General features: G+C 64.2%; 24 protein-coding genes and 2 tRNA genes. 8 read left to right on the plus strand and 18 right to left on the minus strand.

The genetic code is table 11. The features are described from left to right. Positions 1–276: 276 nt before the first annotated feature. From kduD to E0L93_RS12475, 8 genes are all read right to left on the minus strand, one after another. Positions 277–1,038, minus strand: a complete 762-nt coding sequence (kduD, locus tag E0L93_RS12440) for a 2-dehydro-3-deoxy-D-gluconate 5-dehydrogenase KduD (RefSeq protein ID WP_424511429.1) — start codon at positions 1,036–1,038, stop codon at positions 277–279. Positions 1,039–1,201: 163 nt separating this feature from the next. Continuing rightward, on the minus strand, positions 1,202–2,233 hold the full coding sequence (locus E0L93_RS12445; RefSeq protein ID WP_132692401.1) for a Gfo/Idh/MocA family protein: 1,032 nt from the start codon (positions 2,231–2,233) through the stop codon (positions 1,202–1,204). Then, positions 2,226–2,987, minus strand: a complete 762-nt coding sequence (locus tag E0L93_RS12450) for an MBL fold metallo-hydrolase (protein ID WP_132692402.1) — start codon at positions 2,985–2,987, stop codon at positions 2,226–2,228. The genes E0L93_RS12445 and E0L93_RS12450 overlap by 8 nt, the downstream gene beginning before the upstream one ends. Continuing rightward, positions 2,984–4,189: a glycoside hydrolase family protein gene (locus tag E0L93_RS12455; RefSeq protein WP_132692403.1), complete on the minus strand. Its 1,206-nt coding sequence runs from the start codon at positions 4,187–4,189 to the stop codon at positions 2,984–2,986. Before E0L93_RS12455 ends, E0L93_RS12450 begins: the two co-directional genes overlap by 4 nt. A gap of 8 nt (positions 4,190–4,197) precedes the next feature. After that, a complete protein-coding gene (locus E0L93_RS12460; RefSeq protein ID WP_132692404.1) occupies positions 4,198–4,992 on the minus strand; it encodes a creatininase family protein in 795 nt (264 codons plus the stop codon). Between the two features lie 43 nt (positions 4,993–5,035). Further along, positions 5,036–5,860 (minus strand): carbohydrate ABC transporter permease, encoded by an 825-nt coding sequence (locus E0L93_RS12465; RefSeq protein WP_132692405.1) that lies wholly within the window; start codon positions 5,858–5,860, stop codon positions 5,036–5,038. Beyond that, a complete protein-coding gene (locus E0L93_RS12470) occupies positions 5,857–6,810 on the minus strand; it encodes a carbohydrate ABC transporter permease (RefSeq protein ID WP_132692406.1) in 954 nt (317 codons plus the stop codon). Before E0L93_RS12470 ends, E0L93_RS12465 begins: the two co-directional genes overlap by 4 nt. Positions 6,811–6,836: 26 nt before the next feature. Further along, positions 6,837–8,153 carry an ABC transporter substrate-binding protein gene (locus E0L93_RS12475; RefSeq protein WP_165874349.1) on the minus strand — a complete coding sequence of 439 codons (1,317 nt, stop codon included), beginning with the start codon at positions 8,151–8,153 and terminating at the stop codon, positions 6,837–6,839. A 449-nt stretch (positions 8,154–8,602) separates the two neighbouring features. On the opposite strand from E0L93_RS12475, the gene E0L93_RS12480 reads away from it, so the two are divergent. After that, positions 8,603–9,268, plus strand: a complete 666-nt coding sequence (locus E0L93_RS12480) for an RraA family protein (protein ID WP_132692408.1) — start codon at positions 8,603–8,605, stop codon at positions 9,266–9,268. A gap of 46 nt (positions 9,269–9,314) precedes the next feature. Here the strand turns inward: E0L93_RS12480 and E0L93_RS12485 are convergent, their stop codons facing one another. Next, the gene (locus E0L93_RS12485; RefSeq protein WP_132692409.1) at positions 9,315–10,142 is read right to left on the minus strand and encodes an IclR family transcriptional regulator; all 828 of its coding nucleotides are present in this window, start codon (positions 10,140–10,142) and stop codon (positions 9,315–9,317) included. 249 nt (positions 10,143–10,391) lie between these two features. On the opposite strand from E0L93_RS12485, the gene E0L93_RS12490 reads away from it, so the two are divergent. The 4 genes from E0L93_RS12490 to E0L93_RS15895 all read left to right on the plus strand — a co-directional run bounded on the left by E0L93_RS12490 (position 10,392) and on the right by E0L93_RS15895 (position 13,224). Continuing rightward, positions 10,392–11,897: a M81 family metallopeptidase gene (locus tag E0L93_RS12490; protein WP_132692410.1), complete on the plus strand. Its 1,506-nt coding sequence runs from the start codon at positions 10,392–10,394 to the stop codon at positions 11,895–11,897. A 653-nt stretch (positions 11,898–12,550) separates the two neighbouring features. Further along, positions 12,551–12,811 (plus strand): DUF4258 domain-containing protein, encoded by a 261-nt coding sequence (locus E0L93_RS12495; RefSeq protein ID WP_279387500.1) that lies wholly within the window; start codon positions 12,551–12,553, stop codon positions 12,809–12,811. Positions 12,812–12,836: 25 nt separating this feature from the next. Beyond that, positions 12,837–13,037: a DUF2283 domain-containing protein gene (locus E0L93_RS12500; RefSeq protein ID WP_132692412.1), complete on the plus strand. Its 201-nt coding sequence runs from the start codon at positions 12,837–12,839 to the stop codon at positions 13,035–13,037. 1 nt (position 13,038) lies between these two features. Continuing rightward, entirely contained in the window at positions 13,039–13,224 is a 186-nt protein-coding gene (locus tag E0L93_RS15895) for a hypothetical protein (protein ID WP_165874351.1), read from the plus strand. A 369-nt stretch (positions 13,225–13,593) separates the two neighbouring features. Here E0L93_RS15895 and E0L93_RS15900 read toward each other — a convergent pair whose 3' ends face one another. The 6 genes from E0L93_RS15900 to E0L93_RS12530 all read right to left on the minus strand — a co-directional run bounded on the left by E0L93_RS15900 (position 13,594) and on the right by E0L93_RS12530 (position 19,117). After that, positions 13,594–13,761: a hypothetical protein gene (locus E0L93_RS15900; protein WP_165874352.1), complete on the minus strand. Its 168-nt coding sequence runs from the start codon at positions 13,759–13,761 to the stop codon at positions 13,594–13,596. Positions 13,762–14,345: 584 nt separating this feature from the next. Then, positions 14,346–14,418, minus strand: a tRNA-His gene (locus E0L93_RS12510). Positions 14,419–14,466: 48 nt separating this feature from the next. Continuing rightward, positions 14,467–15,711 carry an adenosylhomocysteinase gene (locus E0L93_RS12515; RefSeq protein WP_132692413.1) on the minus strand — a complete coding sequence of 415 codons (1,245 nt, stop codon included), beginning with the start codon at positions 15,709–15,711 and terminating at the stop codon, positions 14,467–14,469. Then, positions 15,712–16,563, minus strand: coding sequence for a QueT transporter family protein (locus tag E0L93_RS12520; RefSeq protein ID WP_132692414.1), 852 nt, complete (start codon positions 16,561–16,563; stop codon positions 15,712–15,714). A gap of 26 nt (positions 16,564–16,589) precedes the next feature. Beyond that, positions 16,590–17,369: an energy-coupling factor transporter transmembrane component T family protein gene (locus tag E0L93_RS12525; protein WP_132692415.1), complete on the minus strand. Its 780-nt coding sequence runs from the start codon at positions 17,367–17,369 to the stop codon at positions 16,590–16,592. Next, positions 17,366–19,117 carry an ABC transporter ATP-binding protein gene (locus E0L93_RS12530; RefSeq protein ID WP_132692416.1) on the minus strand — a complete coding sequence of 584 codons (1,752 nt, stop codon included), beginning with the start codon at positions 19,115–19,117 and terminating at the stop codon, positions 17,366–17,368. Before E0L93_RS12530 ends, E0L93_RS12525 begins: the two co-directional genes overlap by 4 nt. Positions 19,118–19,235: 118 nt before the next feature. On the opposite strand from E0L93_RS12530, the gene E0L93_RS12535 reads away from it, so the two are divergent. After that, a complete protein-coding gene (locus E0L93_RS12535; RefSeq protein WP_132692417.1) occupies positions 19,236–19,808 on the plus strand; it encodes a type 1 glutamine amidotransferase domain-containing protein in 573 nt (190 codons plus the stop codon). 104 nt (positions 19,809–19,912) lie between these two features. Continuing rightward, positions 19,913–19,997 (plus strand) — tRNA-Leu (locus E0L93_RS12540). Between the two features lie 118 nt (positions 19,998–20,115). On the opposite strand, the gene guaA is transcribed toward E0L93_RS12540, so the two are convergent. From guaA to groL, 3 genes are all read right to left on the minus strand, one after another. Beyond that, positions 20,116–21,636 (minus strand): glutamine-hydrolyzing GMP synthase, encoded by a 1,521-nt coding sequence (guaA, locus tag E0L93_RS12545; RefSeq protein ID WP_132692418.1) that lies wholly within the window; start codon positions 21,634–21,636, stop codon positions 20,116–20,118. Positions 21,637–21,639: 3 nt separating this feature from the next. Beyond that, positions 21,640–22,797, minus strand: coding sequence for a GuaB3 family IMP dehydrogenase-related protein (locus E0L93_RS12550; protein WP_132692419.1), 1,158 nt, complete (start codon positions 22,795–22,797; stop codon positions 21,640–21,642). A 446-nt stretch (positions 22,798–23,243) separates the two neighbouring features. Continuing rightward, entirely contained in the window at positions 23,244–24,869 is a 1,626-nt protein-coding gene (gene groL, locus E0L93_RS12555) for a chaperonin GroEL (protein WP_132692420.1), read from the minus strand. Positions 24,870–24,990: 121 nt separating this feature from the next. On the opposite strand from groL, the gene E0L93_RS12560 reads away from it, so the two are divergent. Continuing rightward, positions 24,991–25,251, plus strand: a complete 261-nt coding sequence (locus tag E0L93_RS12560; RefSeq protein WP_132692421.1) for a hypothetical protein — start codon at positions 24,991–24,993, stop codon at positions 25,249–25,251.

Consider the following 25,251-nt stretch of genomic DNA (forward strand, 5'->3'; position numbering starts at 1 on the left):
ATTCTAGGATTACTCCGCAAGGAAGTCAACTACAAAGTGAGATTCCTCCCAGAGGAGTTCTTTAGCGGGCCTCGCTGCGTCGCAGCACGCGCCCTGGGCATTCCCCTGTGATCCGGGAATCGAAGACGATAAAGCGACCGTCTTCTTCGAAGCCCAGATACCCCATGATTATCTTTGTGGGAGCTACGCCCGCACCTACAAGCAACCCCACCTGCTTCGGTCCCAGTCCGCTTGTGGTTGCGCTTCTCCGGGAAGAGCCTGCCCTACGCTGGCAGCTCACCGGGCCAGCCATCCTCCGTCGACGACGAGGATGTGTCCGTTGACGTAGTCGGAGGCCCGGGAAGCCAGGAAGACGGCGGCTCCTGATATATCCTCCGGTTTGCCCCAGCGGCCTGCAGGAATGCGGGCGAGTATGGAGGCGTTGCGCTCCTCGTCTCTGCGCAATGGTTCGGTGTTCTTCGTCTCTATGTATCCCGGTGCTATGGCGTTAACCTGCACACCGTATGGTCCCCACTCGTTGGCCAGGGTCTTGGTAAGGCCGGCGACCGCGTGCTTGCTCGCAGCATACGAGGCAACGTTGATGCCTCCCTGGAAAGAGAGAACCGAAGCGACATTGATTATCTTCCCTTCGCCCCGCTCGAGCATCGGGCGGGCGATAGGCTGCGTGAGCAGGAACAGGGAGCTGAGGTTCGTCTGGATTACGCTATCCCAGCTCTCCCGCGAGAACTCGATGGCCGGTTCCCGCCTTATGATACCCGCGTTGTTCACCAGCACGTCGATTCGGTAGCGCTCTGCGATCTCTCTCCCTCTCCACTGAACGAGATCGGGATCGGAGAGATCCAGGACCACTGTTTCTGCGCGTCGACCGGTCTCGGTCACGAGCGTTCGGGTCTCCTGCATATCGGGCCGGCGTCCCAGAAGGATGAGATCCGCCCCTGCCTTCGCCAGCCCGATCGCAATAGCCTGACCCATCCCTGTTCGTGCCCCCGTAACGAGTGCTGTCTTGCCCCGAAGCGAAAACATCTCCTGCATATACATCTCCTGCATATACATGATCGTTCACTCTCCCGTCTAGATCTGCTCGGACGGGAGCTCCTCAGGATCTGCCGATACATATCCCGTCAGTCCGAACACGGCAGCGACACAGCCGATGAGAAACAGCACTTTGGGGTGCAACAGAATCTGCCTCCCGGTGTCTCATTCAATCAGCCTGGCCTCCGCCTTCCAGTGGGAGCTTCACGGGAGCGCCACGCCGTATAGAGATCTTCAGTGCCTCGACTATCTCTTGCGCGTAGCGTGCCTCACGCAGGCTCATGACCGGAGGCTCACCGTACAGAACCGAGGTGATAAAGGCGCTGATGCTCGCCCGGAGAGCCCCTTCCACGCCTTCTCGCCCTGCCGGCCAGTTGGCCAGGTCCGGTAACTTGTAACCCTCGGAGTCTGCGATAGCGAGACCGTGATTCGCGCCCTCGATGAAGACCCCGCCGCCCGTGCCGACGACCTCCAGCGCGGCATCGAGAGGAGCGGGTACGTTCGGCGGCAGGACCCAGCTGGTCTCCAGGAGTCCCACGGCACCGTTGGCGAAGCGCAGCACGGCAGCGACTGCATCCTCGCGCCCCCATTCGGCAGACCGCTTGACCACACTTTCGGCGTACACGCGCTCGACCGCGCACTCGTTGAGCCACACCATGACGTCGAGGTCGTGTATCGCCGTCGAGATCAGCAGGTCGGTCCACGGCCCGTACACTTCCGCGCCGAGGGAGGTCCCCCTGCGGCGAGCGAAGATCGTGCAGGGCTCCCCCACCGTCCCGTCGCCCATCGCCCACTTGGCCCGCACGTACCGGGGATCGGAGCGGAGGATGAAGTTGACCATCGTCGTAACCCCGGTCTTCTCGACCTCCAGGATAAGCCGGTCCACCTCGGGCAGGGTCGGGGCGAGGGGTTTTTCGAGCAAGAGGTGCTTGCCAGCCCTGGCGCAAGCCACGGCCGGATCGTAGCGATGTTGCTCGGGCGTCGCAACCGTGACCGCGTCTATCTCCTCCTGAGCGAGCATGTCGGAGACGCTGGCGTACCAGGGAACGCCGAGTTCGGTGCCGACCTCGCGCGCCCGCTCCTCGTTTACGTCCACTACGGCGACCAGCTCCGTCCGGGGATCATCCCGGTAGACGCGAGCGTGGAGCGTGCCGATCATCCCAACACCTATGACTGCGGCGCGCAAGGTGTTCTCAGCCATCGCTCTCCGGCCGGAACGCCCGGTCGTGCCCGGGGAGGACCAGGCCGGGCTCCCAGGCGTACAGGCGGTCGAGGCTTGCGTTCAGCTGCTTGAGCTGCTCCTCCGTGTACCAGTGAGAGAAGCGACGTTCGAGATATTCGGTGCGGGTCATCACCGCATCTCCGGCGACGACCGTTCGTTCCTCGCCGCCATCGACCAGCAAGCTGATGTGTCCGGGGGTGTGCCCCGGCGTTGCTACAGCGGTCACGCCGGAGCAGAGCTCAAGCTCGCCGCCGGCGGGAACCTCGGTTAGCGCTCCCATGGTGGACAGGCGGGCGCCGGTCTCCTCGGCACCGTACAGCTCCCGCGCGAAGTCCAGCTCGCCCTCGCCGATCACGAGCTCTTTTCCTCGCAGGGTGAAGATGCTCGACATGTGGTCGTGGTGGGAATGGGTGCAGACGACCAGATCCACGTCCTCGAAGCCTAGGCCGAACCGGCGCAGGGCAAGCCCCAGCGTCCCGTAGAAGCCCACATGATGATTGCCCGGATCGACCAGGATGTTGCGCTCGCCCCTGATGAGGGCGGTGGTCGCTACCGGCAGGAAGCCGAGGTTGGCGTCGAAGAGGGTCTGGCGTCCGGGATCGACCCCGAATAAAGCCTCCATCCGGTCGAGCTGCATGTCCGCGCTGCCGGCCACGTGGTAGACGACCTCGTCCTCGTGCAGGCTGAACCGGAGACAGAAGGGCTGGATGAGTATGTCGACGCGCGGTCTCATATGGCGGACACCGTCCTCGCTGCGGATGCGATCCAGTCCAGAGCCGGGAGCGGCATGAAGCCGTAGTTGTAGAAGGAGAAACCGGCCGCGTGGGGCGCAAGCGGCTCCAGCTGCCGGCGCAGGCTCTCCTCCGAATCCGTCTGGGGTAAGATCGCCCGGATTGCGGCGACCATCGGCTTCTCGCCGGCGAGCAGCTCGACGTACTGCCTCACTTTCTGGCGGTGTAATCCAGGGTCAGCGAAGTAGAAGGTCGGGTGTATCTCGTCGATGAGCGGGAGTTGCCGGGAGATGTCGACGCCGTTCTCCCATGCGCGGCCGTCGGGGCCGTTCGGGTAGAGCGGTCCGAAATCCAGGAGGGCCAGGCGTGCCGGCGAGGACTCCCTAACCGCACCGGCGATATCGGTGAGCAGTGAGACTAGAGCGTCCTGCCGCAGCTTCAGAAAACCGGAGAACTCGCCGCCGGCCGCTTCGTGCAGCTCCGCCCAGCTCATCTCGGGAATTCCGGCGAAGGGATCGGCGAAGTGCCGGTCCAGCGTCTCGCGCGTCCACCCGCGCACGGAGACGAGGTCTACATCCCTCTCTGAAGCCGCCTCCAGGCAGCTTGGACAGAAGCAGAGGCTCATGAGGAAGTCCACGGTCGGGCCGGTCGGGACCCCGATCACCTCGTGGTGGTAGCCGTGCCTGAAAGGCATGTACTCCAGCGACTCAAGCAGGAGCCTGTCGGGGGCTACGTTCGCGGCAATGTCCCGGGCGACGGCCACGAGGTACGCCCGGACATCCGGGTTGTTGGCGCACAGGTCGGTGTAGATGCGGTCGCCGAAGGCGTTCTCGACCGCGCAGTCCGGGTAAGCAAACCCGACGCCGCTGTTGTGTAGACAGAGTGTCCACGCCGTAACCTCGAGCCCCAGCCGATCAGCCTCGTTGCGAAGCTCTGTCCAGAAACCGCCGGCTCCCTCCCAAACCGGCGGTTCGATGCGCAGCCGCCCGTACCAGCTCGCATCGGGACGGAAGTACAGCGTTCCCGAGCGCGGGAAGACCACGCGTCGTTTGGGGTTGTGGACGTGCAGAAACTTGCCGGCGTGGTAGACCGCTGCTACGTTCACTCCGGTAGCTCCGGCCCGATCCCGCATCGTCTTCAGTGCCTCGCCAACACCCTCGTCGGCGAGGTCCCACGGGTAGGTCCAGATCGAAACTTCGGTCATCGCACCTCCTAGATAGTCTGCGGTCTGTCCCAGTCCCAACCGTAGAACTCCCGGATAAAGGCGGCGATTCGCTCGGCTACTGCCGCCAGCAGCTCCTCGCCCCGCTCGCCCGTGCTCGCCGTGGGATCGCCCAGGATGCCATCCTCGGTGAGCTCGGAGAAGGCGAAGGTCACCGCGACCGGAGCGCCGACGGCGAGATCTCCACTCAGAAAATCGGAGTTGGGAAACCAGGTTGCGTCACGAGCGTGTTCTTCGCGCACGAGCTCCGGACGCGCCGCAAGCATCAAGGCCGTCTCCATCTCGCACGCATGGTCTATCCCCCCCGGTCTCGAGCGGCGCCACCCGGTGATCTTAGGGAGCACGAAGTCCCAGTAGCTGGCCGCCGCCGCCCGCACGCCGTGCTGAAAGCGCAGCTGCTGCACGGCTGATCGGAGCAAGTTAGCGTTGCCCCCGTGGCCGTTCAGGAGCAGGATCTTGCGCGCCCCGTGGTGCCACAGGCTACGCGCCACCTGGCTTACCAGCTCGATGAAGGTCGAGAGCTCCAGCGTGACGCTGCCGGGGAAATCCATGTGATGGGGAGAGAACCCGGTCCAGATCGGAGGCGTGACGAGCGCCGGCACTCCCTCTTCTGCGGCGAGCCGGCACGCCCGCTCGGCCGCCACGCTGCACAGACGCCAGTCGGTCTCCAGGGGCAGATGCCCTCCATGCTGCTCGGTCGCCCCTATGGGGACCACGAAGACGGTTCCCCGCTCGATCGCCTCGCGGACTTCCGGCCAGGTTCGGTCAGCCAGGAGAACGCTCACTCAAACACCTCCTTGTCGAACGGCCAAATTCTCACGATTGATCTCATCGCTCAGCTCCCGTGGTGATCACCTGCGAGATCGCCCGCTGGAAGACGACAGTAAGGACTATGAGGGGAAGCGCCGTCAGGACGGCGGCCGCCGCCAGCTGGCCGATCTCGATCTCGTAGGTGGACCTGTACAGACCGAGGGTAACCGTGAGTATCCTGAGTTCCCGGGTGAAGAGCAGCGGCGTCAGGAATTCGATCCACGCGAGGATGAAGCCCATAAGGAGCCCGGCCCCGATGCCGGGCTTCATCAGAGGCAGCACGACGCGGACGAGGATCTGCAGGCGGTTGGCACCGTCGATCATCGCTGCCTCTTCGATCTGTACCGGAATCGCCTTGAGGAAGGCGCCGAGGATCCAGACCATAAACGGCAAAATGAATGCCACGTAGGGGATTACGAGGCCGGTGAAGGTGTCGAGGAGCCCGAACTGCGCCGCCCGCACGTAGAGCGGCAGCACGAAGAGGATCGTGGGCAGGAGGTAGATCGAAACCAGCCCGGCGAGTATGTAAGAGCGCCCGGGCAACGGAAGCCTGTACAGAGCGTATGTCGCCGGGAGGGCGAGCGCCACGGCTATCACGGCCGTCAGCACAGAGACGGTGAAGCTGTTCATCATCGCCTCCCTGATTGGGACTATGTGTCCCGGATCCAGGACGGCCTGGTAGTGACCGAGCTCGATGTAACGAGGGATGAAGTTAACGTCCCGCGACCGGATATCCTGCTCTCGCTGGATGCTCGTGAGCACGACGCCGTACAGGGGGAAAGCGATAACGACCAGGACGGCGAGGGCCGCCGGGTAGACCCAGAGCCTGCGCAGCGCCTTCACGACGCCACCTCCCCGCTCCGGATCCTCGCCCGCCAGCGCAAGAAGGCGAGAACGGCGATCACCAGCAACGTGAGCAGAGAGAGAATGTATGCGGTAGCCGCAGCTTGCCCGAAGGAGAACTCCTGGAAGCTCTGGCGGTACACGAGGTAGTTCAACGTCGTCGTTCCCATCCGGGGACCACCCTGCGTAAGCACGAAGATAGTGTCGAACGCCTTCATCGCCCACACGAACATGAAGATAGTAACCGGCAGCAGTATCGGCCACATGAGCGGCACGGTAAGGTAGCGGAATTTCTGCCAGGCGTTTGCTCCGTCGACGGACGCCGCCTCGTAGGTCTCGGGCGGGATCGTCTGCAGGCCGGCGAGGATGAAGAGCGTGGCGAAGGGGATCCAACGCCACACCTCGGCAATGATGACCGCGTGGAGGGCGAGAACCGGATCTCCGAGCCAGATGATGTTCCCCTCCCCCCCGGCGGTCCGTATGAGCCCGTTGATAAACCCGAAGTCGGCGTGGAACATCTGGCTCCAGAGCACGCCCGAGACCACCGGCGGGAGCGCCCAGGGGAGCAGCACGATAACCCGCAGGAAGTTGCGGCCCCGGAAGCGTTCCTTGAGCAGCAACGCGATCAGGAACGCGGGAACGGTCGTGAGAACTACGACCATCAGCCCGAAGTAGAGGGTGCGCAGGACCACCGCTTTGAACTCCTCGCTGGCCACGGCACCGCGGAAGTGCTCCAGCCCGACGAAACGATCGATGCGCAGACTGGCTACCTCAAGCTCCGAGAAGCTGTACAGCAGCGTGGCGACCGCCGGATAGAGGTAGACCCCGCAAACGATCAGGATCGTCGGAGCGATGAACGCGACCGCAAGCCACGTCTCAGGCCGAACCCGTCCTCGCCTGGGCCGGGCCGCCGGAGCTATCCGCGCAGGCGCATCCCGACGCCCCTTCACCGCCCTCCGGGTCGTTCGCCCGCCCTTTATTGTCCCTCCTCCCTCCGCTCCCGGATCCTCCTCACCGCATCGTCCATCGCCTCCCTGGGCGACTTCTGCCGGCCGAGAGCCTCCGAGATCTGGTTCGCGAGTATCTCCGCCCACACGGGCCTATCCGGCGACCACCCCCCATCTACAGGATACTCGTACGACTGGCGGATCGCTGCGTAGAATGGAAACCTCTCCAAGAGCGCCTCGTCCTCCAACAACTCAGCGTGGATCGGAGCCCATCCGGACTCTGCGACCACCCTCTGGCCTTCGAGCGACGAGAGAAGCTCGATGAACCGCCAACCCTCGTCCTCGTTCTCGGAGTACACGGGGACGGCGAAGTACTCGGAGCCATCTACCGAAGCGCTGGTCTCCACAGCGGGGTTGGGCGCAAAACCGTTCTCACCCGCAATGTTGGAATCCTCAGCCGAGCTCGCGAGATCGGCGATAAAAGGCCAGGTAATGAAGAAGGCGCGGTTGCCGTTAAGGAAGCCCGGCGAGGCGTCAAAGACCCAGGTGTACGTCGTCACGGCCGGGTCGATCACCTCATGGGTGTGCAGGAGATCGACCAGCTTCTCCGTCGCCGCAATCCCGGCCTCGCTGTTCATGGCCGGCTGGCCGTCTTCGTCCAGGAAGCTTCCACCGTGCATCTGCAGCAGGCTGCCCCACGTCCAGAGCACGTGAGTTCCGGCCCAGGCGTCAGTGAGCCCGTATATGTTGCGGTCCACGTCGGTCACCTCTCTGGCGAACTCCACCATCGTGTCCCAGGAATTCGGCGTCCTATGCCACTCGGCAGGCGCCTCCGGATCGAGGCCCGCGTCAGCCAGCAACCTCTTGTTCCAGTGCAGGATGGGACAACCGATGGTCCAGGGAACGGCGTAGATCGTCCCCTCGTAGGTGGCGGCGCCGAGCGAGCGCTCTACGAGCGTGCCCTGCTCGCGAACGCGCCCGATCATCTCGGTCGCCTCGACGAGCCAGCCCTTGTCGGCGACCTCGGCTCCCAGCTCGGCCGTCAGAAATACGGAGTCCCAGGGCGACCGCCGCGCGAGGAAAGCCGTCGTAACTTTGCTTCGCAGATCCGGGGTCGTAACCTCCTCGATCTGCGGCTCTACCCCGTACTCCCCCTCGTACATCCGGGCGACCTCCCGCACGGGCTCCATGTGCGACCCCATAAGCACAGAGAGCGCGCCGGTAAACTCCTCGCCAGGACCCTGCTCTGCCTCCTGCTGGCCCGTTCCACATCCCGAAAGCGGTCCGAATACCCCCAGGGCAGCCGTGAGGCATGCGCTCCGGGTCAGAAATTCCCTCCGGCTCAACCGGCTAGCTTCGTCTCTTCCCATATAACCTCCATTCACAAAAAACTTCGCCGGTAGTCCACAAACGAGCGTGGGATCGGAAGCCCGAAGTGTTCGCAAGAGGAGCAGAAGAGAGGAAGTAACCGGCCGCCAGCACCACCGGAGAAATTCTCACGACTCCCGATCTCCCCAAAGCGATGGCCCCCTTGCAGCAGATGTTCCGCTTCCCCACCCCCGTTGCAACTCTTCAGCCCCCACCTCCTTACGGAGCAAGCCCTGCCTTACACCCGCAAGAGACCTTGACGGATCTCTCCTTCGCCAGTAGATTACTAACCATTGTGTTTCTCGTCAAGAAAATGGAGTTTCGCATCAAGAGATCGACGGGCTGGTGGTGTACTAAGCAGCGCGGCACTGCAGCCGCTGGTGGGTTGGGGAGTAAGGTTTAGCTGCGAGGAAGGGGAGGCGTTCGAGTGAGAGATGCGGAGAGGCGCATAGATTTCGCCGCCATGCAGGAGAAGCTCTACAGCGCGGTGATCGCGGACATTCTGGACGACCTGGGGTTCAGATGGCAGGCGCTCAGCCATGACGTAAGGCCGGTAGATCCCTCCTACACGCTGGTTGGGCGTGCCTATACTATTCTGGCTACTGACGTCTATGAGATGCCTGAGGAGCCATACCTCAAGGAGCTCGAAGCCGTGGACAGCCTCTCGGCCGGTGACGTAGTCGTGGCCACGACCAATGGTTCAACCAGCTGCGGGCTGTGGGGCGAGCTGCTAAGCACGGCCGCGGCAAGTAAGGGTGCCAGGGGCGCCGTGATAGACGGTCTGACCAGGGACAGCGCTGCGATCATGAGGATGGGGTTCCCCGTGTTCGCCAGAGGATACAGCCCGTTAGATTCCAAGGGCCGGGCGGAGGTCATCGCTCACGGCGGGCGCATTCGCTGCGGCGACGCGGTAGTAGCGACCGGCGACATCGTCTTCGGAGACCATGACGGCGTGGTGGTCATCCCGGCGGAGGTTGCAGACCAGGTGCTGCCGCGCGCGCTTGAGAAGGCGAGCGGGGAGGACAGCATGAAGCGGGCTCTTCAGAACGGCATGGGGATAATGGAGGCTTACGAGAAGTACGGCATACTCTGAACCGATCTCGCCGCCGATGCTACAGAGACAGCGCCTTCCCGCTCGCCTATCTCCCGGAGGAGTAACGCCGGTCTCCCGGAGCATTGTCTCTCAGCTCCGGATATCCCAGACGCTCCGAGATAGTCTCCGCGGCCTTCATAACGGCCGCGGCCACCCGGGGCTGCAGCTCATCCGGCAGCCGGCTCGCCGGAGCCGAGACGCTGATGGCAGCCACCACAGAGCCGCTCTGATCAAAGACAGGCGCCCCGATACAGCGGGCGTCCTCCTCATTCTCTCCGTTGTCCAGCGCGAAACCCCGCCGCCGGGTCGCGCTCAGGTCGTCTCTAAGCGCCTTGAGGGAGGTGTGCGTGCGGCCGGTACGGGGCGAGAGCCGGGAGGGCAGATGGTAGCGCTGCTCCTCTTCCGGCAGAAAGGCGAGGATGGCTTTGCCCAGAGAGGTAGAGTAGGCCGGATCTCTCCCCCCCACTCTAGCGCGCATGCTCAGCGCGTGCCCGCTCTCGAGCATCTCGACGTAAACGATCTCCTTTCCGTCCAGGATCCCCAAGTTCACCGTCTCGTTGAACTCGTCCCGCAACTCTCGCATGACGGGCAGCGCCACCTCCCGCACCCGCATATCCCCGCTGACGAGCCGGCCCAGCTCCCAAACCCGCATCCCGAGCCCGTAAGTGTCCGTCCTGGGATCATGCGCTACGAAACCGCACTCCGCCAGGGTATGAAGGTACCTGTACGCCGTCGTCTTGTGCAGACCCGTGAGCCGACTCACCTCCGTCAGGGTAAGCCGACCGCCATGCTCCCCCACGCATCGCAACACGTTGAGTGCCTTGTACACCGGCTTGACTATGTAAGCCCCCCCAGACGCCGCTCTTTCCGACATCACCGCACTCCTTCGTACCACGACACGAAACAATACTTTCTCAAAGAGCACCCGGAGTATACCAGCCGTGTATCCGGAGCGTAGCCCCTCGACCTCTATTTGGTTTCTTCGAACGAAACTGGCTAGTATTGAGAAGAAACAAACGGGCTGTTAGAGTAAGCTTTGCCCTTCATCCGAAGGAAGGCGAGCCTGAGTTTTTATGTGTCCAAGAGTCGGATTCCGGCGGCGTGATGTGAGAGGAGGCAGGGCGTGGGCAAGAGGGTTCTGATAGCCGGCATCTATCACGAAACGAACACGTTCTTAGGCGGGCGAACCACGCTCGAGGACTTCGAGACAACAGTCGGGGAGGAGATCCTGGGCTCCGAAGGGGATTTCTCGCCGATGGCGGGTGTTCTTGAGGTTGCCAGGAAACGGAGGTGGGAGGTTCTGCCTGCGGTGGATCTGAGGGCTGCTCCGGGTCCGACCGTCGCCGATGAGGTCGTCGAGACGTTCTGGAAGCAAGTCCGGGAGCGCGTGGAGGGGTATGCGAGGGATGGCATAGATGGCGTCTGTCTCGTTCTGCACGGTGCGATGGTTACCGAATCGTTCCAGGATGCAGAGGGCGAGATCCTGCGGCGCCTGCGCGGGATGGAGGCTCTTACGGGCAAACCTGTTTGCGGGGTGTTGGATCTCCACGCCAACTTCAGCGAGGAGATGGCCGCTTTCGCCGATGGTCTTATAGCCTACCGGGAGAACCCTCACATTGACGCCAAGGAAGCCGCGGTGAACGCCGCGCTGCTACTGGACCGGTTGATGCAATCCGGAGAGAAGCCCGTAGCGGTGCGCGTGCGCGTGCCCTTGCTCTGGCCGCCCACTGCGACCGGCACGTCGGCCGGGCCGATGCGCGCCCTGGAAGAGAGTGCCCGGAGGACAGAGCGCGAGTATCCGGAGGTTATCGCGGTCAACGTGTTCGGAGGCTTCCCCTTCGCTGACGTGCCGCAGGCAGGGGTGTGCCTCTCGGCGGTAACGTTGGGCGATCCCGCCCGGGCCAGGCGCCGGCTGCAAGAACTGGCCGAACTGGCGGTGTCATTGCGCTCGTCGGCCCAGATGGAGGGGCTCTCCCTTGAGGAGGCGATGAGGAGGCTCAAGGAACATGACGAAGGTCCCGTACTTCTCGTTGAACCTTCAGATAACGTGGGCGGAGGCGCCCCGGGCGACAACACCAGAGTACTTGCGGCATTGCTGGAGCACGGGATCCAAGAGGCGGGCGTGGTCATAAACGATCCGGAAACGGTCGCTTCTCTATCGAGAAAGCAGCCGGGGCACCGGCAGCAGATCCTGCTCGGCGGCAAGAGCGGCGCTATCGGGGCCGAACCGCTCCCGGTAGAGGTTGAGGTGCTCGGACACTCCAGCGGGCGATTCAGTCTGGAGGACCCGCGAAGCCACCTGGCCTCCATGTCTGGCCGGCAGATAGACATGGGAGCGTGCGTGCTGGTCCGCTGCGGCGGCGTAGTTGTGCTCGTCACCAGTCGCAAGACCCCACCATTCGACCTCGCGCAGTGGAGAAGCCAGGGCATCAACCCGGAGGAGTTGTTTGTCATCAACATCAAAGCAGCCGCCGGCCACCGCAGGGCCTACGATCCCATAGCCAAAGCGAGCTACACACTCGACCTGCCAGGACCATGCGCGGAGAACCTCAAGCGCCTGCCGTTCCGGCACGTCCGGCGACCGGTCCACCCTTTGGACGAAGACATTGCCGTATCTGATATGGCATAGGCCACAACCTTCAGCCGGCGAAGCCAGAAGGTAGTGGCTTTTCGAGCGACCCGGCTTATCTAAAGGGAGATCAAGAGGGTGACCGACGGGGCTCGAACCCGCGACCTTCGGAGCCAAAGACCAGCGCCTCCGGCTCAACCAGTACAACATCAACGACGAGGTAGTACAGGTAGATGAGCCTCTGGGCACCCGCTATGTCCGGGATCGCACCAACCCGTTCCGTTCATCGAGGCAGCAGACGACAGACCATTCTTCATCTTCTCCCCATTCCACGCGCCCCACCGATCCCACCAGTGGGACTCGCGATACGACAATCCTCACCACAGACAACGGCTACAAGGAAGGCCAGCATGGTCTCGACGGTAAGTTGAGGACCGTGCACCTCTCCTACATCGTCCAGCTCCAAACCCGCGAGCGCGAACCGTACACACTCAGGCGCGACTCATACCAGATGCACTCGATCCACCACAACATGTCTCCCCGAATGCCCCGGACGCTGCACCGCATGATCCGCTCCCTCCGCACCTGTTCCGGCCAGGAGTGCGCCCGCGCGGAAGGCTTCTCTCAGCCTTGCTAAATCCTCCACCGAAAAACCTCCGTAAAACCTTCTTGCTATGTGTTGATATGTGGCGCATATGTGTTACACTATGGGTATGGAGATTGATTTCACCATACACGCGGCACAGAGGATGGAGCGACGAGACGTTTCCGAAGAGGTCATCCTCGACACGATCCTCTTCCCCGACCAGGTGGAGCCGCACCCGGAGCGTGGCGTGGTCCATTACCTGAAAGCGATGCGCTTTCGGGAGGGGCGGAACATCCGGGCGGGGCGGGTGCTGCGGGTGGTGGTTAATGAGGAGGCTGCGCCGCGCCGGGTGGTGTCTCTCTACCCTGACCGGCGAGTGCGGGTATAGTGAACGCAAAGGAGGCATGAGAGGTATGAGAGTTACGGTAGACCGGGAGGCGGACGCCCTCTACGTCTACGTCTCCGACGAAGAAGTCCGGGAGACGCGGGAGATAGAGGATGGGGTGATACTAGATCTGGACGAGCACGGGAGGCTGGTCGGCATTGAGGTGCTCTACCTGAGCACTCGGAGCAAGGGTGCTCAGACGAACACGCTGACGCTGGAGACGGGCTGAGGTGCCGAAGGAGTCCCGAAACTTCCGGTTGGACTCGGAGGTCCTTAAGATGCTGCGCGAGATCTCCGAGGAGTGGCACGTCTCCCAGGCCCAGGTCATAGAGATGTTGGTGCGCGAGGCCGTGGCTGAGAACAAGCAGCTGAAGGTCGTCAGAGAGAAGAAAGGGGCCTCGTGCGCGAGCTCATGAAACTCCTGCGTCTCATCCTCGACGTGCGCTCTGTCGTCAGAGGCCGTTACCCGTAGCGCCTCGTGCGACGGCGGGCACATCGGCAGGTGCGTCGACCATTCCGCTAACTACCTCCGGCCGCCGCACGAAGAGCAGCCTGCTGCCGTCCCCTCTGGCGAATAAGCGAAGACGACCTACTCCTGCTGAGTGGACTTCTCCCCGGTCCGCTGGCGCCCCATCGGGCTCTCCACGTGCCGGCGGTGGGCCACACGCTGGAACTCTCTGTGAGCGATCCTTGCGCGCTCGCCTTTGCCCACGAGCTCGCAGGCAGGACAGCTGTATAGCCAGCTGCTAGGAGTACGGGAGAATACAGCGGTGTTGTGGGGACACTTACTCACTTTTGAGGTAGCCCGTCCCGAACACGAGGAGCGTGGCGATCGCCGCGGCAACTTCCGGCGTGAGCTCTATGCCGAACTGCCCCAACGTGAACACCGGGATCGTGACGGCTGCGGTAGCCACTGTGACCTTCGGGCCGACCGGCTTTCTCTCTTCGTTCATGTCCTTACTCCTTACTTCGGGTTCCTTACATCATCCTTGCGCTTGCAGTACAGCCCCCGACCGAACTCGGCAGCCACCCCATCCTGGCCTCGTGCGGCCTCGCTCCAGCGAGTGACAGCGCCGCCGCCATGAGGTCCGACCCCACCCGCATGAGCGGCACGTGACAGCCGACTTGCCTGAGTCTTCTTGAGTCTGGCGATAGCAACCTCCCTAGTCTTCGTAGTAGATCTCGCAGGGGACCCACGAGAACACCGGGGGATGGGAGGGAGAAGGAGGATGGGACGCTTACCGCGCTTCACGCTTACTTCGAACTCCAGCAAGGACTTTCAGTCTTCGAGATAACCCACCAGGGCCAAGCCAACTTCATAGCATCACTGCTTGACGAGGAAGGCCGGGAAGTGGCCTTTGCTCTTGCTAATGAGATCGGCACGGTGCAGATCTCCAACGCAATCGCCATCCCTCAGGACGGTCGATACCTCCTTGAGGTAGAAGTAGCATCTCAGCTGGTGTAAAACTGGTGTACTGGAGGCCGGGAGCGATCCCGGCCTCTCTCGTTTTCCTGCGATTTACAGGGGATTTGGGAGGGTGACCGACGGGGCTCGAACCCGCGACCTTCGGAGCCACAATCCGATGCTCTACCAGCTGAGCTACGGTCACCACGAGCGACCGGTCAGATTTTACCAACGAATCGCCGGGCCGTGTAGGCTATTCGCGCCACTCTCGCAGGAACTCTTCCTGCTGTGGCGTGAGCCTGTCCACCCCCATTCCGAGGGTTTGCAGTTTGATCCCGGCCACGCGGTCGTCTATCTCCCGGGGGAGCAGGTGCACCCCGGGCTCTGTCTGCCGGCGGTTGGCCAGGTGGTGGGCGCAGAGGGCCTGGATGGCGAAGGTGAGGTCCATGATCTCCACCGGGTGGCCATCTCCGGCCGTGAGGTTGACGACCATCCCGCGCCCCACGAGGTGCAGCTCCCGGCCGTCCGGCATGACGAACGCTTCGACGTTCCGCCGTGCTTCGTAGCGTTTGCGGGCGAGCTCGCCGAGAGCGTCCACGTCTATCTCCACGTCTACGCCCCCGGCGTTGGCCAGGATGGCCCCGTTCCGCATCCGTTCGAAGTGCTCCCGCGCGAGCACGTGCCTCCCGCCGGTAGCGGTTATGAAGATCTCCCCGAATCCGGCAGCCTCCAGAGCGGGCAACACGTCGAAGCCGTCGGCGTAGGCCTCCAGGCCGCGCACCGGGTCCACCTCACAGACGGTGACGCGCGCTCCCAGGCCCGCGGCGTAGCGGGCGATGCCCTTGCCGCACCAGCCGTAGCCGACCACGACCAGCCGCTTGCCGCCGAGCATGAGGTTCGTGTTCTGCATGATGGCCGTGATCGTGGACTGGCCCGTGCCGTAGCGGTTGTCGAAGAGGTACTTGCAGCGGGCGTCGTTGGCGGCGATGGTGGGGATCTCCAGCACGCCCTGGTCCTGCATCGCCCGCAGCTTCGCGACGCCGCTCGTCGTCTCCTCCGAAGCCCCGCGCACCTTCCCCAGCAGGTGCCGCCGGGTGGTGTGCAGCAGACGGGTCAGGGCGGCGCGGTCGTCGATAATGACGTCCGGCCCGTGATCCAGGACCCGCTCCAGCTCCCGGTCGGCCTCCTCGGGCGGGTTGTCCGAGGAGGCGTAGACGGTGACGCCCCTCTCGGCGAGCGCGGCGGCAACATCGTCCTGCACGAAGAACGGCCCGGGGCTGGCGAGCGCCACCTCAGCGCCGGCCTCGGCGAGCACCACCGTAAGGTAGGCGGTCTTGGCCTCGATGGGCAGCGAGACCCCGACGGTCAGCCCCTCGAAGGTTCCGTCTTTGAGGTAGCGGTCGCGCACGGCATTCAGGACCGGAGAGTGCCGGGCGGCCCAGTCGATCTTCCGGTGACCGCCCGGGGCGAGCGAGAGGTCCTTCACCGAGCTCGTCATCTACACGACCCTCCCCGAGCCCTCCTGCTCCGCGACGACCTGCTCCCGGCCGCCGAGCATAATGCTGGCGATGACTATCAGGGCGAGGAAGGGGATCATCCCGAGCCCGATACCGAGCGCGCCGACGTCGCCGAAGCCCTCGGGGGTAAAGCCGGCCGCGGCGAAGCCCTGCTCGTAGAGGCCGAGCGCTATGATCAGCCCCACCACGATGCCCCCTACGCTGCCGACCCACATCAGGATGTTGCCTAGCGTCCGCAGCCGGGCAGGCGAGACCTCTTCGGGGTGCATGATCTCGGTCCAGAGCAGGCCCCAGCGCTTAACCCGGGGATAGAGAACCAGCAGCAGGATCGGCCCCAGCACGATGCCCGCAACCGCGTTGTTCACCGTGATGATGCTGCCCAGAGCCGCGAACGGCACGTTGCCCAGAAGGTCGTTAAACCAGGCGATCCAGAGCGCGCAGGCGGCAGAGGCGGCGATCACGATCCCGATAAACCCGATAAGCTTCTTGCGGGAGTCGATGGTCTGGGCCGGGTCGCCGGCGAAGAAAGCGCCCCAGAGCTTGTACGGGATCAGGCCCAGGAAGAAGTTCCCCACGAACCCCGAGATGCTCCCCAGCCCCAGCGTGCCGAAGAAGTCCCCGATCAAATTCCCTATCGCAGCGCCCCAGGCCCCGGCCGGCCCGAAGAGGAGCCCGAACACGAACGGGAAGACGTTGGCGGGCCGGATCTCGGTAAAACCGGGAATCAGGACGAACCCCTTGAACGGGATGAGGACCGCCGCGTAGATCGCCGCGCTCAGCGCCACCAAGACCACCATCTGCGTGTGGCGCCACATCGTGAATACTTCTCTCACCTCAAGACTCCTCTCCTCTAGAGAACCTACCGCGTGAACCCCTCCAGACCGCCGTAGCCGGCCAGCCGGATAGCCAGGGCCGCGGCGAGCACCAGCAAGAACAGAACCATCGCCAGAACGTCCCGGCGGGTTATGTGCAGCTCCAGCACGTACGTGCGCTCTTTGCCCGCGCCGAACCCCTTGGACTCAAGCGCCATGCTGAAGACGTTCGTGGAGCGAATGGTGGAGACGAAGACCGGGATCAGAAGCGGGACGTTCTTCCGAATCCGCTGGATTATGTTCCCGCTCTCCAGGTCCAGGCCGCGCGAGCGCTGGGCCTGCCCGATGGTCGAGCCGGTGGCGGCTATGGTGGGCACGAGCCGGAGCGCCGTCGAGACGGCGAAGGCGAAGCGGTAGGGTATCCCGAGCTTCACCAGACCGGTGGCTATCTCCTCGTTGCGCGTGGTGGAGAGGAAGATCATGCCCGCGATGATCGCGCCCACTATCCTGAGCGCTATGGCGAGACCGTAGAGCAGCGACTCCAGCTCGAAGAAGAGGAAGAGCGGCGTCTCGCCGCTGCCGAATATGGACCACAAGAGCACGGTCATGACCGAGATCATGACCAGGATGAACCAGATGCGCTTGAGGTTCACCAGCATCTTCGCCAGATAACCGAAGAACAGGATCACCGCCAGCACCGCGAGCTGGTAGAGCGGGTTGAGGTAGATAAAGACCAGCACGAACGCCCCGAGCAGCAGGAACATCTTGGTCCGCGGATCTAACCGGTGCACGAAGGTGTCCCGGTCGAGGTAGAGGTACGGGTTCACCGGCCGTCCCTCTCCGTGATGTAGAGCATCTCCTCGACCGAGAGCGCGGGGTGGCCGAGCTCGTTGCTCATCGAGACTATGTGCGGCGGCCGCAGCGAAGCCTCCACGAGCTCCTTCTCGTGCGAGAGCACCTCGCGCACGCTCCCGGAGAGCGCGACCCGCCCGTCCCGCATCACCACCGCCCGGTGCGCGTACTCGGCGACGACCCACATGGTGTGCGTGACGACGATGATCGTGGACCCCGACTCGTTCAGCCGCCGGACCAGCTCCATCATGGAGCGCTGCTCGGCATAGTCCAGGCCCGTGGTCGGCTCGTCCAGGATCACGACCTCCGGCCGCCCGGCCAGAATGGAGGCCACCGCCACCCGCTGCCTCTCCCCCTTCGTGAGCCCGAAGGGGTCCTCTTCTTCGTAACCCTCCAGCCCGACGGCGGCCAGAGCTTCCGTGACGCGCTCTTTGACCTCCCCTTCCCCGAGCCCGCGCAGCTTCGGGCCGAACGCCACCTCATCGAAGACGGTGTCGGAGAAGATCTGGTGGTCGGGGTTCTGGAAGACGTACCCGATCCTGCGCCCCAGCAGCCGCACCCCTTGCTCCCGCGTCTCCTCGCCCCCGACCCGCACGGACCCCCGGGTGGGCATCAGAAGCCCGTTGAAGTGCTTAACCAGCGTCGTCTTGCCCGAGCCGTTCTGCCCGACCACGGCCAGAAACTCGCCCCGCCGCACCGTGAGGTTCACGTCCTCCAGCGCCGCCACGCCGCCGGGGTAGGAGAAGGCCAGCTCTTCGACCTCGATCAGGGGCTCCCCGTAGCTCTTCTCGCGCTCCTCGTCCCGCCGGAGCAGCTCCTCGTAGCAGCGCTCGTCCACCCGGAAGCCCCGTTCGCGGAACTGGTTCACCCCTTCCCGGGGAGTGAGCGGCAGCTCCTCCTTGCGCACCCCCAGCCCGTGGAAGAAGCGGGCCACCTGCAGCGGCATGACCCGGTTCTCCTCCAGCAGCTCCACATCCCGCAAGACCTCCCGGGCCGGACGGTCGCAGACGACCTCGCCATCCCGCAAGATCACTATCCGGTCCGCCTCCAGCGTCTCCTCGGTCTCGTGCTCGACCACGATGAGCGTCATGTCCCGCCGCCGGCGCAGCTCGGCCGAGATCTGCAAGACCTCCTGCTTGCCGATGGGGTCCAGGTCCGTCGTCGGCTCGTCCAGACACAGGATGTGCGGCTCCATGGCCAGTACCGACGCTATGGCGAGCCGCTGCTTCTGCCCGCCCGAGAGCGTCGCCGGCTGCCGGTTCTCGAAGCCCTGCAGCCGGACCCGAGCCAGCGCCTCCTCCGTGCGGCGCAGGATCTCCTCGCGGTCCACCCGGAAGTTCTCCGGCCCGAACGCCACCTCCAGCGCCACGTTCGTGGAGAAGAGCTGCGCCTCGAAGTCCTGGAAGACCAGCCCTACCTCGCGGGCGAACTCCCCCACCCTACCCTCGCCGGTGGAGCGTCCCCGGATCCGCACCTCCCCCTGCATCCTCCCCCGGAAGAAGTGCGGCACGAGGCCGTTGAGCGCCGCGCACAGAGTGCTCTTCCCGGCCCCCGAAGGCCCCATGATGACGACGAACTCCCCCTCCCGGATCTCCAAGTTCACACCGCGCAGAGCCGGCTCCCGCCGTCCCCGGTAGCTGTAGGTGAGGTCCCGGATCTCCACGACCGGCCGCGCCGCCAGCGCAGGCGCTCCCTCGTGGCTTTCGAAGGGCCGATCTCCCATCGAGTATCATTCTACTAGGCCGCACCATTCCGCGCCGGAGAGGTTTATCTGGTCCTCGATCCGGGTAGCAACTCCTTGTAACCGGAAGTGATACGGAAAAACAGCTACAGGAGGAGCGATGGCCAACGAGCTTCAGGGCAAGAAGATAGCGTTTCTGGTCGCCCCCGAAGGCGCCGAGCAGATCGAGCTTACTGAGCCCTGGAAGGCGGTAAAGGAGGCCGGAGGAACTCCGGAGCTACTCTCCACGCGTCCGGGCGAGATCCAGGCCTTCAACCATCTGGACAAGGGCGACAAGTTCCCGGTAGACCGAGTGGTCTCTGAGGCCAGCGCCTCCGACTACGACGGGCTGGTCCTGCCGGGCGGCGTCGCCAATCCGGACTTCCTGCGGATGGACGAGGAGGCCGTTCGCTTCGTGCGCGAGTTCTTCGAGCAGGCCAAACCGGTGGGTGTGATCTGCCACGGTCCGTGGACGCTCGTCGAGGCCGATGTCCTTAAGGGCCGCACGATAACCTCCTGGCCCTCGCTCAAGACCGACATCCGGAACGCGGGCGGCAACTGGGTAGATGAAGAGGTCGTCGTGGATCAGGGTCTCGTGAGCAGCCGCAAACCGGACGACCTGCCGGCATTCTGTGCTAAGATCGTGGAAGAATTCGCCGAAGGCCGGCACGAGGAGCAGGCGCGCAGCGCCTGAGCCAGAACAGAGCGGGAGCAAGACGGCGGGGAGAGGATAGCCTCTCCCCGTTTCCGTTATCTCTGCCCCCGCCCTCCCCGGTGTTATAATCCGGTCGCACACCTGCCGGAGTGGCGGAACTGGTAGACGCGCCGGACTCAAAATCCGGTGGCCCTATGGGCCGTGTGGGTTCGAGTCCCACCTCCGGCATGCATAACAGCAACTCTCCTGTAGGCGCAGCGGTACCCCTCCGGTGGCAGAGAGCCTCGTATGCCCGATCTGCGAGCGGGGCGAGCTTAGGCTCCTGCACTCCGGAGCCGCCCGCCGCTTACTCCCACTCGATCGTGCCGGGAGGCTTGCTGGTGATATCCAGGGCGACGCGGTTGACGCCCGGGACCTCGTTGATGATGCGGTTGGAGATGCGCTCTAAAAGATCGTAGGGCAGGCGCGCCCAGTCGGCGGTCATGGCGTCGTCCGAGGTGACAGCCCGAATGACTATGGGGTAGGCGTAGGTGCGGGCGTCGCCCATCACGCCGACCGAGTGGATGGCCGGGAGCACGGCGAAGCTCTGCCAGAGCTGGCGGTAGTATCCGGCGCTGCGGATCTCGTCCTGCAGCACGTGATCCGCCCGGCGCAGGATCTCCAGCCGCTCTTCGGTAACCTCCCCGATGATGCGGATCGCGAGCCCCGGCCCGGGGAACGGCTGCCGCCACACCAGCCGGTCCGGCAGCCCGAGCTCTGCGGCCACGACCCGGACCTCGTCCTTGAAGAGGTTGCGCAAAGGTTCCACCAGGTCCAGGTCCATGATCTCCGGCAGCCCGCCGACGTTGTGGTGGCTCTTTATGCGGGCGGCGTCGCGGGTACCGCTCTCGATGACGTCCGAGTAGAGCGTGCCCTGCACCAGGAACCGGGCATCCTCTATCTGCCGGGCCTCCTCCTCGAAGGTGCGGATGAACTCCTCCCCGATGATCTTGCGCTTCGCCTCCGGGTCGGTGATCCCGGCCAGCCTGTCCAGAAATCTTCGGCGGGCGTCCACGTGGATCAGGGGCACCTCCGAGTTGCGCCTGAACGCCTCCACGACCTGCTCGCCCTCGTTCTGCCGCAGGAGCCCGTGGTCCACGAAGACGCACGTCAGGTTGTCCCCGACCGCCCGGTGCACCAGCATCGCGGCCGTCGCCGAGTCTACCCCGCCCGAGAGCCCGGCGATGACCTTCGCGTCTCCTACCTGCTCCCGCACCTTCTCGACCGCATCCGTGACGATGTTTACCGGCGTCCACTCCGGCCGGCACCCGCACGCCTCAAAGAGAAAGTTTCGCAGGATCTCCATGCCGTAGGCCGTGTGCCGGACCTCGGCGTGGAACTGGATCCCGAACAGCCGCCGCTCCAGATTCTCGAAGGCGACGACGGGAGCCGATCCGGTGCGCGCCGTGACGGTGAAGCCCTCCGGGGGCCGCAGAACGGCGTCGCCGTGGCTCATCCAGACCTGCTGCTCGTCGGGGGTCCCGTCCAACAGCAGTCCGGGCTCGATCACCTCGAGCTCGGACTTCCCGTACTCCCGGATCTGTACGCTCCCGACCTTCCCGCCGGTCTCCAGCGCCATGAGCTGCATCCCATAACAGATGCCCAGAACGGGTATGCCAAGCTCGAAGAGCCCGGGGTCCAGCCGCGGAGCTCCCTCCTCGTAGACGCTGTTCGGCCCGCCGGAGAGGATGATACCCTCGGGCCCTCTGGACCGAATCTCCTCCAGCGGCGTGTCGTAGGGGATCAGTTCGGAGTAGACGCGCGCCTCGCGTACCCGCCGGGCGATGAGCTGCGCGTACTGGCCGCCGAAGTCGAGGACGAGGATCAAAACTCAGCCCATCCCCACCCGCTGGGTGATCTGCTCCAGCTTCCCCTCGGTCTGCAGCGCCGGCGCGATCATGACCTCGGCCTTCTGGAACTCCTTGATGTTCGCGTATCCGGTAGTCGCCATGCTGGTGCGCAGCGCACCCATCAGGTTCAGCGTGCCGTCGTTCTCGTGTGCCGGTCCGAGCAGAATCTGCTCTATGGTGCCGGCCGGTTTGGTCTGGATCCTGGTCCCGCGCGGGAGCGTGGGGTGGAAGGTCGCCATGCCCCACGAGTAGCCGCGCCCCGGAGCCTCCTCCGCCCTGGCGAACGCGCTGCCGAGCATCACCGCGTCGGCCCCGCAGGCGATGGCCTTGGCGATGTCGCCGCCGGTGCGCATCCCACCGTCGGCTATCACGTTCACGTACTCTCCGGTCTCCAGGTAGTGACGCATCCTCGCTGCGGCCGCATCGGCTATCGCGGTGGCCTGCGGCACCCCGACACCAAGCACACCGCGGGTGGTGCAGATGCGCCCCGGCCCTACCCCGACCAGCACACCGACCGCCCCGGTGCGCATCAGGTGCAGCGCCGTGGAGTAGCTGGCGCAGCCGCCGACGATCACGGGCACGTCCAGCTCGGGGACAAACTCCATCAGGTTCAGCGGCTCCACCTGCTTCGAGACGTGCTCGGCGGAGACGACCGTCCCCTGAATCACCAGGATGTCTAGACCGGCCTCGATCGCAGCCCGGTGATAGCGCTCCACGCGCTGCGGCGTCAGGGAAGCCGCCGCCAAGACCCCCTGATCCTTTATCTCCTGAATCCGGCGGAAGATCAGCTCCTCCTTGATAGGCTCGGAGTAGATCTCCTGCATCACCCGGGTCGCCTTCTTCTGAGGCAGAGCGGCGATCTCCTCGAAGACCGGCCCGGGATCCTCATACCTCGTCTGGATGCCTTCCAAATTCAGCACCGCCAGCCCACCCAGAGACCCGATGATCCCGGCCGTCCGAGGATCTACCGCCGCATCCAGAGCCGCCGCCAGACACGGTAGCTCCAGCTCCAAACTCCCCAGCTTCCAGGAGATGTCTATGTCCTCCGGGTCGCGGGTGCGCCGGCTCGGAACGATCGCTATGTCATCCAACCCGTAGGCCCGCCGCGCCGTTTTTCCCTTGCCGATCTCGATCTCCATGCCCTACGAAGCCCCCTTCTGGTAGAGAAAGAGCCCACGGCACACTACGCCGCAGGCTCTCGCCGCTTTTCTCTCCAACCGCCGCAAGTCCAGCTTATGCTACACCCCGGTAGCATAAGCGGTCAAGGTGTTGTTAGAGACCCACTCCCCCTTACAGAACCCCGAGGAGGCTCAGTATCACGACGATTACGAGCACCACCAGCAGGATGTAGACGATCTGACTCAACACGGCTCTTTAGATCAGCCGAAGGATCAGGATCACGAGCAGAACGATCACCAGAACCGTTATCACCGTACCCAGAAGACCGCCGCGCACTGTACCTACCTCCTCACACATCAACCATACAGATTGAGGCAATATACCCCCCCGGGCGAAACTTCAAACAGAGGGAGCGGCGGCCGGAGTTACGGCCGCCGCTCCCGGTAAAGCTCTCCTGCCGGTAGGCCTACATCATGCCGCCCATGCCGCCACCGCCGGGCATCGCGGGCTGCTCCTCCTCCGGCTCGGCCACGACCACATCGGTGGTGACCAGCAGACCGCCGATGGAAGCCGCGTTCTGCAGCGCCGAGCGGGTCACCATCGTCGGGTCGATGATCCCGGCCTTGATCAGATCCTCGTACTCGCCGGTAAGGGCGTTGAAGCCGATCCCGTCGCCCTTCTCGCGCACCTTGTCCACCACGATGGACCCATCGGCACCGGCGTTCACCGCGATCTGGCGCAGCGGCTCTTCCAGCGCCCGGTAGATGATGCGCGCCCCGGTCCGCTCGTCGCCGTCGAGCTCGTCGAGCAGCTTCCCGACCGCCTCCTGAGCGTGCAGCAGAGCCACACCACCACCGGGCACGATGCCCTCCTCAAGAGCGGCCCGCGTCGCGGAGAGAGCATCCTCCACGCGATGCTTCTTCTCCTTCAACTCAGTCTCGGTGGCCGCACCGACCTTGATGACCGCCACGCCACCGGCCAGCTTCGCCAGCCGCTCCTGCAGCTTCTCGCGGTCGAAGTCCGAGTCGGTGGTCTCCAGCTCGGCCTTGATCTGGTTGATCCGGCCCTTGATCTGCTCGGGGTCGCCCGCACCATCCACGATGGTGGTGTCGTCCTTGGTGATGACGACCCGGCGCGCCCGCCCGAGCTGATCGAGCTGCGTGTTCTCCAGCTTGAGGCCCAACTCCTCGGTGATGACCTCACCACCGGTGACTATGGCGATGTCCTCCATCATCCTCTTGCGCCGGTCACCGAAGCCCGGAGCCTTGACCGCAGCCGCCGTGAAGGTGCCGCGCAGCTTGTTGACGATGAGCGTCGCCAGAGCCTCGCCCTCCACGTCCTCGGCGATGACCAGAAGCGGCTTGCCCGCCTGCATCACCTGATTCAAGAGCGGCAGCAGATCCTGCACGTTGCTGATCTTCTGGTTGGCGATCAGGATGTACGGCTCCTCCAGCACCGCCTCCATGCGGTCCTGGTCGGTCACGAAGTAGGGGCTCAGATAGCCCTTGTCGAACTGCATGCCCTCGGTGAACTCGAGGTCCATCCCGAGCGTCTGCCCCTCTTCGACGTTGACCACACCGTCCTTGCCGACCTTGTCGATGGCCTCGGCAATGACCCTGCCAACCTCGTCGCTGCGCGCCGAGATAGCCCCCACGCGAGCGATCTCGTCCTTGCCCGAGATCTCCTTCGACTGCTCCTTGATGGCATCGACCGCAGCCTCAACCGCCTTGTCTATGCCGTTGCGCAGAATGACCGGGTTGGCCCCAGCGGCCACGTTCTTCAGCCCCTCGCGCACGATGACCTGCGCCAGTACGGTCGCAGTGGTCGTACCATCACCGGCCACGTCATTGGTCTTGGTCGCAACCTCCTTGACGAGCTGCGCACCCTGGTTCTCGAAGATGTCCTCCAGCTCGATCTCCCGGGCGATCGTGACACCGTCGTTGGTGATGGTGGGCGAACCGAACTTCTTGTCCAACACTACATACTGACCCTTGGGGCCAAGCGTCACCTTGACCGCGTCAGCGAGCTTGTTTACACCCCGCTCCAGCGCCCGGCGCGCATCGGTGTTGAACTTTAGCTCCTTGTGCGCCACTCCCAACCTCCTTCCGTAAAAGCTGTTACCCTACAGTTGCCCCGCGTTGTTTGGCACTCTCGGGTTGAGAGTGCCAAAACGCACCCGGAAGTATAATCGCGGCCGCGGTAGAATTCAACTCGTGAGCGTCTTCAGGATGGACAAGATTCCTTCTCTCAGCCGCATTCCGAAGGAGCTGGGGCGCGAGGAGCGCGAGTGCGTGCACTGCGGGGAGCGGGCCGTGCACATTTACTACCGGGTTCCCAAGAGGTTCGCGCTCTTCCTCTACCGCAGGGACCATCCGGAGAACCTGCATGCGACCTGCATGAGCTGTGCGAAGAGCACGATCCTGCGGGGTGAGGAGCGGGAGAGCATCCTCTCCCGGCGGCCGGAGCGCGGCTAG

The sequence above is a fragment of the Rubrobacter taiwanensis genome (genome assembly GCF_004337705.1).
Lineage (GTDB): Bacteria > Actinomycetota > Rubrobacteria > Rubrobacterales > Rubrobacteraceae > Rubrobacter_C > Rubrobacter_C taiwanensis.